9 protein-coding genes are annotated in these 11,923 nt (G+C 74.0%); 1 reads left to right on the top strand and 8 read right to left on the bottom strand.

Translation table 11 applies throughout. The features are described 5' to 3' along the window. Nucleotides 1–6: 6 nt before the first annotated feature. Nucleotides 7–1,116, top strand: coding sequence for a citrate synthase 2 (locus HFV08_RS18915; RefSeq protein ID WP_168540916.1), 1,110 nt, complete (start codon nucleotides 7–9; stop codon nucleotides 1,114–1,116). Between the two features lie 256 nt (nucleotides 1,117–1,372). On the opposite strand, the gene HFV08_RS18910 is transcribed toward HFV08_RS18915, so the two are convergent. The 8 genes from HFV08_RS18910 to HFV08_RS18875 all read right to left on the bottom strand — a co-directional run bounded on the left by HFV08_RS18910 (nucleotide 1,373) and on the right by HFV08_RS18875 (nucleotide 11,843). Next, a complete protein-coding gene (locus HFV08_RS18910) occupies nucleotides 1,373–1,960 on the bottom strand; it encodes a TetR/AcrR family transcriptional regulator (protein WP_168540915.1) in 588 nt (195 codons plus the stop codon). Then, nucleotides 1,948–2,679, bottom strand: coding sequence for an enoyl-CoA hydratase family protein (locus HFV08_RS18905; RefSeq protein ID WP_168540914.1), 732 nt, complete (start codon nucleotides 2,677–2,679; stop codon nucleotides 1,948–1,950). The genes HFV08_RS18910 and HFV08_RS18905 overlap by 13 nt, the downstream gene beginning before the upstream one ends. Continuing rightward, nucleotides 2,676–4,328: a 4-coumarate--CoA ligase family protein gene (locus HFV08_RS18900; RefSeq protein ID WP_210430484.1), complete on the bottom strand. Its 1,653-nt coding sequence runs from the start codon at nucleotides 4,326–4,328 to the stop codon at nucleotides 2,676–2,678. Before HFV08_RS18900 ends, HFV08_RS18905 begins: the two co-directional genes overlap by 4 nt. A gap of 68 nt (nucleotides 4,329–4,396) precedes the next feature. After that, a complete protein-coding gene (locus HFV08_RS18895; RefSeq protein WP_168540913.1) occupies nucleotides 4,397–5,557 on the bottom strand; it encodes an acyl-CoA dehydrogenase family protein in 1,161 nt (386 codons plus the stop codon). After that, nucleotides 5,554–7,635, bottom strand: a complete 2,082-nt coding sequence (locus tag HFV08_RS18890; protein ID WP_168540912.1) for an ATP-binding protein — start codon at nucleotides 7,633–7,635, stop codon at nucleotides 5,554–5,556. The genes HFV08_RS18895 and HFV08_RS18890 overlap by 4 nt, the downstream gene beginning before the upstream one ends. A gap of 8 nt (nucleotides 7,636–7,643) precedes the next feature. After that, a complete protein-coding gene (locus tag HFV08_RS18885; RefSeq protein WP_168540911.1) occupies nucleotides 7,644–9,251 on the bottom strand; it encodes an acyl-CoA carboxylase subunit beta in 1,608 nt (535 codons plus the stop codon). A 61-nt stretch (nucleotides 9,252–9,312) separates the two neighbouring features. Then, complete coding sequence (locus HFV08_RS18880; RefSeq protein WP_168540910.1) at nucleotides 9,313–11,037, bottom strand: acyclic terpene utilization AtuA family protein; 1,725 nt, start codon at nucleotides 11,035–11,037, stop codon at nucleotides 9,313–9,315. Then, a complete protein-coding gene (locus HFV08_RS18875) occupies nucleotides 11,034–11,843 on the bottom strand; it encodes a TIGR03084 family metal-binding protein (protein ID WP_168540909.1) in 810 nt (269 codons plus the stop codon). Before HFV08_RS18875 ends, HFV08_RS18880 begins: the two co-directional genes overlap by 4 nt. Between the last annotated feature and the right edge of the window lie 80 nt (nucleotides 11,844–11,923).

The following is an 11,923-nucleotide window of genomic DNA, read 5'->3' as shown; positions in this document are numbered from 1 at the left end:
CGCCCGATGTCCGACTTCGTACCCGGACTTGAAGGAGTCGTCGCGTTCGAGACGGAGATCGCCGAACCCGACAAGGAAGGCGGCGCCCTGCGGTACCGGGGCGTCGACATCGAGGACCTGGTCGGCAACGTCTCCTTCGGCAATGTCTGGGGGCTGCTCGTCGACGGGGCCTTCAATCCGGGCCTGCCGGCCGCCGAGCCCTTCCCGATCCCGGTGCACTCCGGGGACATCCGGGTGGACGTGCAGTCCGCCCTCGCCATGCTCGCCCCGGTGTGGGGGCTGCGCCCGCTGCTGGACATCGACGCCGAGCAGGCCCGCGAGGACCTCGCCCGCGCCGCCGTGATGGCGCTCTCCTACGTCGCCCAGTCGGCGCGCGGCCAGGGCCTGCCGATGGTGCCGCAACGCGAGATCGACCAGGCGCAGTCGGTGGTCGAGCGGTTCATGATCCGCTGGCGCGGCGAGCCGGACCCCAAGCATGTCGCCGCCGTGGACGCCTACTGGACCTCGGCCGCCGAGCACGGCATGAACGCCTCCACCTTCACCGCCCGGGTCATCGCCTCCACCGGCGCCGATGTGGCCGCCGCCCTGTCCGGCGCGGTCGGCGCGATGTCCGGCCCGCTGCACGGCGGCGCCCCCTCCCGGGTGCTGCACATGATCGAGGAGATCGAGCGCACCGGGGACGCCGAGGCCTATGTGAAGGGCGCCCTCGACAAGGGTGAGCGCCTGATGGGCTTCGGGCACCGCGTCTACCGCGCCGAGGACCCGCGCGCCCGGGTGCTGCGCCGCACCGCCCGCGAGCTGGGCGCCCCGCGCTTCGAGGTCGCCGAGGCCCTGGAGAAGGCGGCCCTCGCCGAGCTGCACGCCCGCCGCCCGGACCGGGTGCTCGCCACCAACGTGGAGTTCTGGGCGGCCATCGTCCTGGACTTCGCCGAGGTCCCGGCGCACATGTTCACCTCGATGTTCACCTGCGCCCGTACCGCGGGCTGGTCGGCGCACATCCTGGAGCAGAAGCGCACCGGCCGCCTGGTGCGCCCCTCGGCCCGCTACGTGGGCCCGGGCACCCGCCCGCCGCAGTCCATCGAGGGCTTCGACGGCATCGGCGGCCGGCGGAGCTGAGCCCCGGCGGCGGCGCGGGCGTCAGGGCCCGGCGCCGCCCCGGCCCGCCCGGCACCGGGAGGACGACCCGGCGCCGGGCACCTCGGCTCCGGGCACCTCGGCTCCGGTCTCGGGCCCGCCTCTGGCCCGATCTCTGGCCCCATCTCGGCCTCGGTCTCGGCCTGGGTCTCGGTCTCGGTCTCGGCCGAGGAAGTCCTCTTCAGCCGAGGAAGTCGTCTTCAGCTGAGGACGTCGTCTTCCGCCGAGGACGCCGTCCTCAGCCGAGGGCGCCGTCGAGGATGCGCGCCCACTCCGCGACCACCCGGGCGCGGCGGCCCGTGTCGTCGGTGAGCAGATGGGCGAGGCCGAGGCCGCGGGCCATGTCGAGGAAGCCCTGCACGGTCTCCCGGGCGCCGGGGCGGGACTCGTCCACGGCGAGCATCTCCACCGCGATCCGATGCGTCTCGCGGCCCACCCGTGCCTCCAACTCGGCGACCCTGGTGCCGAGTTGCTCCTCGTTGGCGGCGGCCACCCACAGTTGCAGGGCGGCCCGGAAGAGCGGTCCCGTGAAGAGGTCCACCAGGGCGGTGACGACCTCCCGGCGGTCCGCGCCGCCCTCCGGGAAGAGCTGGCGCAGCGCGGTGGACCGCTCCTCGGCGACGTACTCGACGGCGGCGGTGAAGAGGTCCTCGCGGGTGGGGAAGTGGTGCTGGGCGGCGCCGCGGGAGACCCCGGCGCGTTCGGCGACGACCGAGACCGTCGAGCCCGACCAGCCGCGTTCGGCCAGGCAGGACACGGCGGCTTCGAGCAGCCGCTGCCGGGTGACCCGGCTGCGGTCCTGCTTCGGTGACGTCACCACACCCATGCGGCATCCCGTCGTTCGAGGAAGGCGGTCGTCCCCTCGCGTGCCTCGTCGGTGGTGAACAGCCGCGCCGACAGCGCGATCAGCTCTCCGGCCTGCTCGTCGAAGGTGTCAAGCACCTTAACCGTCAGAAGTCTCTTCGTTTCGGCCAGGGCCCCGGGGGCGGCCCTGCGCAGCCCGTCGAGGAGGGGGGCGAGCACCGCGTCCACCTCCGGCCCGGCCGCGGTGACCAGGCCCGCCGCGGCGGCCTCGGCGGCGCCGAACTTCTCCCCGGTGAGGTACCAGCGGGCCGCCGCCCGCGGGTCCAGGCGCGGCAGCAGCGGCATCGAGATCACCGCCGGGGCCACCCCGATCCGCACCTCCGTGAAGGCGAAGGTGGAGCCCTCCCCCGCCGCCGCCAGGTCGCAGGCGCCGAGCAGGCCCAGGCCGCCGGCCCGGACATGCCCGGCCACCCGGGCCACCACGGGCTTCGGCAGCGCGACGATCCCCCGCAGCAGGGCGACGAAGGCCTCCGGGTCCGGGGGCTCGCGCAGATCGGCACCCGCGCAGAAGGTGTTGCCGCTGTGGGTGAGGACCACGGCGCGTACGCCGGGGTCGGCACCCGCCTCGGCGAGCGCCTCGGCGAGGTCCCGGACGAGCGTCGCGGAGAGCGCGTTGCGGCGCTCGGGGGCGTCCAGGCTCAGGGTGAGGAATCCGCCCTGCCTGCTGCGGCCGATGGTCATGGGGTGTGCTGCCTGCCTTCCACGGTTGCGGTGGACTCCGGCCCCTGGGCGGCCTGTTCGTGCCGGGTGCGCAGCTCCCGCCGCAGGATCTTCCCGCTGGCGGCGCGCGGCACCTGCTCGACGAACTCCACCCGCCGGATCTTCTTGTACGGGGCGACGCGGGCGGCCGCCCACTCCATGACCTGCTCCGCGCCGAGGTCCGCGCCGCCGGGCGCGCGGACCACGTACGCCTTGGGGATCTCGTTGCCGTCCGCGTCGCCCACGCCGATGACGGCGGCGTCCGCGATGCCCTCGTGGGTGAGGAGCAGGGCCTCCAGTTCGGCGGGGGCCACCTGGAAGCCCTTGTACTTGATGAGTTCCTTGACCCGGTCGACGACGAAGAGCCAGCCGTCCTCGTCGACGTAGCCGATGTCCCCGGTGTGCAGCCAGCCGTCCCCGTCGATCATCGCGGCGGTCGCCTCGGCCCGCCCGAGGTAGCCCTTCATGACCTGCGGGCCGCGGAAGACGATCTCGCCGTGCTCCCCGGGCCCGAGGTCGCCGCCCGGGGTGCCGCCCTCCTCGCCGTCCAGGGCGGCGATCCGCAGCTCGGTGCCGGGCACCAGCTTGCCGACGGTCCCCGGCGGTACGTGTGCGGCGCCGCGCGGCACCACATGGGTGGCGGGCGAGAGTTCGGTCATCCCGTAGCCCTGGCCGATCGGGCCGAGGCCGAGGCGGGCCCCGCAGGCGCGGGCGAGTTCGGCGTCCAGCGGGGCGGCGGAGCTGACGATGTGCCGCACCGAGGAGAGGTCGTAGTCGTCCACCGAGGGGTGCTTGGCCAGCGCGAGGGCGATCGGCGGGGCCACGAAGAGGCTGCTGATGCGGTGCTCCTGGACGGCCGCGAGGAAGGTCTCCAGGGTGAAGCGGGGCAGCACGACGACCGTGGCGCCCTGCTGCAGCGGATGGTTGAGCAGCGCGGTGAGCCCGTAGATGTGGAAGAAGGGCAGCACCGCGAGCAGGCGTTCGCCCTCGGTCATCGGCAGCAGGGCCTGCAACTGGGCGAGGTTGGTGCCGATGGAGCGGTGGGTGAGCATGACGCCCTTGGGGACGCCGGTGGTGCCGGAGGAGTACGGCAGGGCGGCGATGTCGGTGGCCGGGTCGATGGCGACCTCCGGCTCCGGCGCCTCGCACTCGGGCACGGCCAGCATCCCGAAGAGCGAGCGGTGGCCCTCCGCCTGGTCGCAGACGAAGATCTCCCGGATGCCGCCGTGCAGTTCGGCCGCCTCGCGCGCGGTGCCGAGCAGCGCGGAGACGGTGACGATCCAGCGCGCCCCGCTGTCCCGCAGCTGCTTGGCGAACTCCTCGGGCGTGGACAGCGGGTGCACGGTGGTGACCGAGGCGCCGGCCCGGGTGGCACCGTAGAAGGCGACCGGGAAGGCGAGGGTGTTGGGGCTGTGCAGGGCGAGCACATCGCCCTTGACCAGGCCCGCGGCGGCGAACCCCGCGGCGACCCGGCGGTGGGAGGCGTCGAGCTGGGCGTAGCTGAGCACGGTGCCGCTCACGCCGTCGATCAGCGCGGGCCGCTCACCGCGGGCGGCGGCCCCGCGGAGCACCACCTCGTGGATGGGCTCCTCCACGGGCTCGACCGCCGGGTACTCGCTGTGGAACACCATGCTCACTCCCACCTGTCGGGACCGGCCGCGGCGTTCGCCGGGCGGTTCTCGGTTCAGTAGACCCGTCCTCAGTACGACTTGGGGAGACCCAGGGTCTGGTGGGAGACGAAGTTCAGGATCATCTCGCGGCTGACGGGGGCGATCCTGGCCACCCGCGCCCCGGTGATGAGCGAGGCGAGGCCGAACTCGCGGGTGAGGCCGTTGCCGCCGAGGGTGTGCACGGCCTGGTCGACGGCCTTCACACAGGCCTCGGCGGCGGCGTACTTGGCCATGTTGGCGGCCTCGCCCGCGCCGAGGTCGTCGCCCGCGTCGTTGAGCCGGGCGGCCTTCTGCATCATCAGCTGGGCGAGGTCCAGCTCGATCCGGGCGACCGCGAGCGGGTGCGCGATGGCCTGGTGGGCGCCGATCGGCTGCTTCCAGACGGTGCGCTCCCTGGCGTACTCCACGGCCTTGCCCAGGGCGTAGCGGCCCATGCCGAGGGCGAAGGCGGCGGTCATGATGCGCTCGGGGTTCAGCCCCGCGAAGAGCTGGAGCAGGCCCGCGTCCTCGTCGCCGACCAGCGACTCGGCGGGCAGCCGCACGTCGTCCAGGACCAGCTCGAACTGCCGTTCCGCGGCGTGCAGTTCCATGTCGATGGGGTGGCGGGAGAAGCCGGGGGCGTCGCGCGGGACGATGAACAGGCAGGGCTTGAGCTTGCCGGTGCGGGCGTCCTCGGTGCGGCCGACGATGAGGGTGGCGTCCGCGATGTCGACGCCGGAGACGAAGACCTTGCGGCCGGTGAGCAGCCAGTCGTCGCCGTCGCGGCGGGCGGTGGTGGTGATGCGGTGCGAGTTGGAGCCCGCGTCGGGTTCGGTGATGCCGAAGGCCATGATCCGGCTGCCGTCGGCGAGTCCGGGCAGCCACTCGCGCTTCTGCGCCTCGGTGCCGAAGCGGGAGATGACCGTGCCGGTGATGGCGGGCGAGACGATCATCATCAGCAGCGGTGCGCCCGCGGCGCCCAACTCCTCCAGCACCAGGGAGGATTCGTAGATCCCGGCGCCCCCGCCGCCGTACTCCTCGGGCAGGCTGACGCCGACGTAGCCGAGCTTCGCGGCCTCCTCGTGCAGTTCGCGCGGGTACTCGCCCGCGGTGGCCTTGGCCATCATGTAGTCGCGGCCGAAGCGCTTGCCGAAGGAGGCGACGGCCTCGCGCAGCGCCTGCTGCTCCTCGGTCTCCAGGACGGTGGTCACGGGGTCTCCTCCACGGTGGCTGCGGTGTCGGCGGGGGCTGCGGCCCCCGCCGGGTCCTCTGCCTCGGTGACGACGGCGAGTACGGCGCCGACCTCGACCTGGTGGCCGACGGCGGCGTGCAGTGCGGTGAGCGTGCCGGCGGCGGGAGCGGTGATGCGGTGCTCCATCTTCATCGCCTCCAGCCAGACCAGCGGGGTGCCGGCCTCGATCCGGGCGCCCACGGCGAGCCCCTCGGCGAGCCGGATCACGGTGCCGGGCATCGGGGCGAGCAGGGAGCCCGGGGCCTGCTGCCCGGCGGCGTCCGGGAAGCGCGGCAGCGCGGTGAGCGCCCAGGCACCGGTGGCGGTGTCGGCGTACACCTGCTCCCCGTACCGGGCGAGGCCGAACTCCCTTCGTACGCCGTCCACTTCGAGTACGACGGCGTCCGGGGCGGTGGCCAGGACCCGCACCCCGGGCAGCTCCTGAGGCTCGACGGAATCGCGCGACACCCGGTAGCGGACCTCCAGTTCACCCTCCCGCCCCCGGAAGCGGCGGGACTGCGGCACCGAGGGCAGATTGCGCCAGGCGCCGAAGGTGCGGGTGCCGGGCTGGGCGCCGCCCGGACGGGTGGTGCCGGCCGGGGCCGCGGTGGGCGCGGTGCGGGCGGCGGAGTCCGCGAGGGCGGCGGCGAGGGCGGCGATCTGCTCGTCGCGGTGGTCGAACTTCCCGTCGGCGCCGGTGAGTTCGGCGCCGTGGCGCTCGTAGAAGCCGGTGTCGAGTCCGGTGGGGTCGCCGCCGGTGCCGGTGAAGTCGGGGTGCCGAAGGGAGCGGACGAGCAGCTCGCGGTTGGTGACCGGGCCGTGCAGGACGGCGCGTTCCAGGGCACCGGCGAGGGTGCGCACCGCCTCGGCCCGGGTGGGCGCCCAGGCGATGACCTTGGCGAGCATGGCGTCGTAGTGCACCCCGACCGCGTCGCCGCTGCGGTAGCCCGCGTCCAGGCGCACCCCGCTCTCGGCGGCCGGGGCCCCGGGGCGGTGCGCGGCGTCCGCGGCGGGCACCTCGAAGCGGTGCAGGGTGCCGGTCTGCGGCAGCCAGCCCTGGGCCGGGTCCTCGGCGTAGAGGCGGGCCTCGACGGCGTGGCCGCGCGGGGCGGGCGGCTCGGGGTCCAGGGCCCCGCCCTCCGCGATCCGCAGCTGGAGCGCGACCAGGTCGAGCCCGAACACGGCCTCGGTGACGGGGTGTTCGACCTGGAGGCGGGTGTTCATCTCCAGGAAGTACGCGGACTCGCCCCGGACCAGGAACTCCACGGTCCCGGCGCCGGTGTAGCCGATCGCCCGGGCCGCCGCGGCGGCCGACTCGTGCAGGGTGGTGCGCAGCTTCTCGTCGAGGCCGGGCGCGGGCGCCTCCTCGACGACCTTCTGGTGGCGGCGCTGGAGGGAGCAGTCGCGGGTGCCGAGCGCCCAGACGGTGCCGTGGCCGTCGGCGAGGATCTGCACCTCGACATGGCGGCCGCGCTCCACATAGGGCTCGACGAAGACCTCGCCGTCCCCGAAGGCGCTCGCCGCCTCCGCCTGGGCGGCGGCCAACTCCTCGGGCAGCGCGGCCAGTTCACGCACCACCCGCATGCCGCGACCCCCGCCGCCGGAGGCCGCCTTGACCAGGACCGGCAGCTGCTCCTCGGTGATCCGATCCGGGTCCAGGGGCGCGAGCAGCGGGACCCCGGCGGCGGCCATGAGCTCCTTGGCGCGGGTCTTGGAGGCCATCGAGGCGATCGCCTCCGGCGGCGGACCGACCCAGACGAGGCCCGCGTCGAGGACGGCGCGCGCGAAGTCGGCGTTCTCGGAGAGGAATCCGTAGCCGGGGTGGACCGCGTCGGCGCCCGCGGCCTGCGCCGCCTTCACCAGGAGGTCACCGCGGAGATAGGTCTCGGCGGGGGTGGCGCCCGGCAGCCGTACCGCGCTCTCGGCCTCGCGGGTGTGCGGGGCGCCGGAGTCCGGGTCGGAGTGCACGGCGACGGTGGCGATGCCGAGGGCGCGGCAGGTGCCGAAGATCCGGCAGGCGATCTCGCCGCGGTTGGCGACGAGGAGGGAAGAGATCATCAACTGCCTCACATCCGGAAGACGCCGAAGCCGCCACGCGCGCCCTCGACGGGCGCGGTGTGGATCGCGGAGAGGGACATACCGAGGACGGTGCGGGTGTCGCGCGGGTCGATGACGCCGTCGTCGTAGAGCCGTCCGGAGAGGAACATCGGCAGCGACTCGGACTCGATCTGCTGCTCCACCATGGCGCGCAGCGCCGCGTCCTGCTCCTCGGCGGCCTGGTCGAAGGGTCGCCCCTTGGCGGCGGCCGACTCCCGCATCACGATCGACATCACCCCGGCGAGCTGCTGGGGCCCCATCACCGCCGACTTGGCGCTCGGCCAGGCGAAGAGGAAGCGGGGCTCGTAGGCGCGCCCGCACATGCCGTAGTGCCCGGCGCCGTAGGAGGCGCCCATCAGGACCGAGAGGTGCGGCACCTTGGAGTTGGAGACCGCGTTGATCATCATCGCGCCGTGCTTGATGATGCCGCCCTGCTCGTACCGGCTGCCGACCATGTAGCCGGTGGTGTTGTGCAGGAAGACCAGCGGGATGTCGCGCTGGTTGGCCAACTGGATGAACTGGGCCGCCTTCTGGGACTCCGCGCTGAAGAGCACGCCCTGCGCGTTGGCGAGCACCCCGATCGGATAGCCGTGCAGCCGCGCCCAGCCGGTGACCAGGCTCGGCCCGTACAGCGGCTTGAACTCGTCGAAGTCGGAGCCGTCGACCAGGCGGGCGACGACCTCGCGCGGGTCGAAGGGGGTCTTCAGATCGCCCGGGACGATGCCGAGCAGCTCCTCCGGGTCGTACGCGGGCGGCTCGGCCGGGGCCGGATCCGCGTACGCCTTGCGGTGGTTGAGGCGGGCCACCACCCGGCGGGCCCGGCGCAGGGCGTCCGGCTCGTCGAGGGCGAAGTAGTCGGCGAGGCCGGAGGTGCGGGCGTGCATCTCGGCGCCGCCGAGGGACTCGTCGTCGCTCTCCTCGCCGGTGGCCATCTTCACCAGCGGGGGCCCGCCGAGGAAGACCTTGGAGCGCTCCTTGACCATGATGACGTGGTCGGACATGCCGGGGACGTAGGCGCCGCCCGCCGTGGAGTTGCCGAAGACGACCGCGATGGTCGGGATCCCGGCGGCGGAGAGCCGGGTGAGATCGCGGAAGATGGCGCCGCCCGGGATGAAGATCTCCTTCTGCGAGGGCAGATCGGCGCCGCCGGACTCGACCAGGCTGATGCAGGGCAGCCGGTTGGCGAAGGCGATCTCGTTGGCCCGCAGCGCCTTCTTCAGGCTCCAGGGGTTGCTGGCGCCGCCGCGCACCGTCGGGTCGTTCGCGGTGATCAGGCACTCCACGCCCTCCACCGTGCCGATGCCGGTGACCAGCGAGGCGCCGACCGCGAAGTCGCTGCCCCAGGCGGCCAGCGGGGAGAGTTCGAGGAAGGGGGTGTCCGGGTCGAGGAGCAGCTCGATGCGCTCCCGGGCGAGCAGCTTGCCGCGCCCCCGGTGCCGGTCGAGGTACTTCTGGCCGCCGCCGAGCAGGGCCTTGTCCTGCTCGGCGGTGAGTTCGCCGAGCTTGCCGAGCATGTTCTCGCGGTTCGCGGCGTACTCGGGGGCGCTCGCGTCGAGCGCGGTGGGCAGCACGGTCACGGGGCGCTCCCTTCCTGTCGGGCGGGCTGTCGGGCGGTCGTGGTCGGGCGCCGGGCAGGGGTCATGACGGCAGCAGCCGGACCGGGATGTCGAGGTGGCGGGCGCGCAGCCACTCGCCGAGCCCCTTGGCCTGCGGATCGAAGCGCGCCTGCGAGGCCACCCCCTCGCCGAGCAGGCCCTCGACGGTGAAGTTCAGCGCCCGCAGATTGGGCAGCACATGCCGGGTCACCGGCAACTCGGCGCATTCGGGCAGCAGTTCACGCAGCTTCGGCACGGTGAGGGTGGCCGCGAGCCAGGCCCAGGCCGCCTCCTCCCGTACCCACACCCCGATATTGGCGCTGCCGCCCTTGTCGCCGCTGCGCGCGCCCGCGAGCAGGCCGAGCGGGGCGCGCCGGGTCTCCCGCAGCCCGGCGGGCAGCGGCGGCAGCGCGGGCTCGGCCACCTCCTCCAGCGCCAACGTCCTTGCGGGTACGCCCACTTGGTGCCGGGAGCCGTCCGGAAGCACGGCGAAGTGCGCCACCGTCTCCTGACCCGTGTACGCGGCCTCGAAGACCCCGTAGGGCGTGCCCTTGGCGGGCGGGGCGGTGAGGTGGAAGCCGGGATAGCTGGCGAGGGCGAGTTCGACGGCGGCGGCACTCAGCGGGCGGCCCACCACGCTCTGGTCCGGGTCGCGCACCACGAGACGCAGCAGCGCGCTCGCCGTCTCCTGGGTCGGCGCGTCCGGCCGGTCGGTGCGCACCAGTTCCCAACGCACCTCGGCCGGCGGCGACTTGACGAAGGCCTCGGCCATCTGGGCCTTGACGAACTCCGCCTTGGCCTCGATGTCGAGACCGGTGAGGACGAAGACGACCTCGTTGCGGTGGCCGCCGAGCCGGTTCAGGCCCACCTTCAGCGTGGGCGGCGGCGCCTCACCGCGCACCCCCGCCACGCGCACCCGGTCGGGACCCTCCTCGGTCAGCCGCACCGTGTCCAGGCGGGCCGTGACATCGGGACCCGCGTACCGCGCCCCGGCGGTCTCGTAGAGGAGCTGGGCGGTGACGGTGCCGGCGTCGACGCGGCCACCGGTCCCCGGATGCTTGGTGATCACCGAGGTGCCGTCCTCGTGGATCTCCGCGAGCGGGAAGCCCGGCCGCCGCAGCAGCCCGAACCCGCCCTCCCTGGGGGCCAGTTCACCGAAGAAGGCGTAGTTGCCGCCGGTGGCCTGGGTGCCGCACTCCAGGATGTGCCCGGCGACCACGGCACCGGCGAGGCGGTCGTGGTCCTCGGGGCCCCAGCCGAAGTGCGCGGCGGCGGCACCGCTCACCAGCGCGGCGTCGGTGACCCGCCCGGTGACCACCACATCGGCACCGGCCCGCAGGCAGGCGGCGATGCCCTCACCGCCGAGGTAGGCGTTGGCGGTGAGCACCCCCTCGCCCCAGCCGCCGCGGCCGAGCAGATCGTCGCCCTCGACATGCGCCACCCGTACGTCCAGGCCCAGGCGTTCGGCGAGTTCGCGGATCTCCTCGGCCAGCGCGGCGGGCGCGAGGCCCCCGGCGTTGCTGACCAGCTTCACCCCGCGCTCGCGCGCGATCCCGAGGCACTCCTCCAGCTGCCGCAGATAGGTCTTGGCGTAGCCGAGCGCACTGTCCCGCAGCCGGTCCCGGCCGAGGATCAGCATGGTCAGCTCGGCGAGGTAGTCCCCGGTCAGCACGTCCAGCGGACCGCCGGTGAGCATCTCGCGCATCGCCTCGAAGCGGTCCCCGTAGAAACCGGAGGCATTGCCGATACGCAGCACCTCCCGGCTCATCGCCGCTCACCCCCCGCGGGCTCCTCCTGCGGCGGGCGCCCGCCGCCCGGCGGTCCCGCGAAGGCCTGGACGATGCCGAGCCACCGGTCGGCCTCCGGCCCCTCGGCGGTGAGCCGCACATCGTCGCGGTGCACCCGCTGGGTGGCGAGCAGGCAGAACTCATGGGCGCTCCCGCGCACCCGCTGCGCCGCGTCCTCGGGACCGTAGGTCCACAACCGGCCCGAAGGCGCGGTGAGTTCGATACGGAAGGGCTCGGCGGGCACCGGCAGCTCGTGGACCTGGAAGGCGAAGTCACGGGTGCGCACGGCGATGTGCACCACGTTCTTCAGCCGGTCGGTCGGCGCGCGTCGCACCCCGAGGGCGTCCACCACGTCCTGGCCGTGCGCCCAGGTCTCCATCAGCCGCCCGGTGGCCACCGAGGCGGCCGACATCGGCGGCCCGAACCAGGGGAACTTCACCTTGGGCTCGGCGGCGAGCAGCGCCTTGTGCAGCGCCGCCCGCCCGGTGCGCCAGTCGGCGAGCAGCTCGGCGGGCGGCAGCGCGGCACCGCGCGCGGCGGTGTCGTCCACGAAGGTGTCCGGCGCCACGAGGGCCTTCTCCACCTCGGCACCGAAGCCCTCGGGGTCGGTCAGGGCGAGCAGCGCGACCCGGTCGGTCCAGGCGAGATGGGCGATCTGGTGGCCGACGGTCCACCCCTCGGCGGGCGTGGCGAGACCCCACTGCTCGGGGGTCAACTCCCCCACCAGCGCGTCGAGTTCCTCACCCTCGGCACGCAGGTCCTCGAAGACCGGCAACGGCTCGGACACAGAGCACTCCCCTCGACACGGCGCCGGGGGGCGACCGGCGCCCCCTGGGGCGAGCATGGCAGCGCGGGGAGAAACAAGCA

Origin of the sequence: Streptomyces physcomitrii (genome assembly GCF_012273655.1) — a bacterium.
In the GTDB taxonomy this organism is placed as follows: Bacteria; Actinomycetota; Actinomycetes; order Streptomycetales; family Streptomycetaceae; genus Streptomyces; species Streptomyces physcomitrii.
The sequence above is the reverse complement of the archived record's forward strand: the minus strand, read 5'-3'. Positions and strand labels throughout refer to the sequence as shown.

Excerpts from the sequence above, each read along its gene's own strand:
- HFV08_RS18915 (WP_168540916.1), top strand. The coding sequence starts at position 7 with ATGTCCGACTTCGTACCCGGACTTGAAGGAGTCGTCGCGTTCGAGACG.
- HFV08_RS18910 (WP_168540915.1), bottom strand. The coding sequence starts at position 1,960 with ATGGGTGTGGTGACGTCACCGAAGCAGGACCGCAGCCGGGTCACCCGG.
- HFV08_RS18905 (WP_168540914.1), bottom strand. The coding sequence starts at position 2,679 with ATGACCATCGGCCGCAGCAGGCAGGGCGGATTCCTCACCCTGAGCCTG.
- HFV08_RS18900 (WP_210430484.1), bottom strand. The coding sequence starts at position 4,328 with ATGGTGTTCCACAGCGAGTACCCGGCGGTCGAGCCCGTGGAGGAGCCC.
- HFV08_RS18890 (WP_168540912.1), bottom strand. The coding sequence starts at position 7,635 with ATGATCTCTTCCCTCCTCGTCGCCAACCGCGGCGAGATCGCCTGCCGG.
- HFV08_RS18880 (WP_168540910.1), bottom strand. The coding sequence starts at position 11,037 with ATGAGCCGGGAGGTGCTGCGTATCGGCAATGCCTCCGGTTTCTACGGG.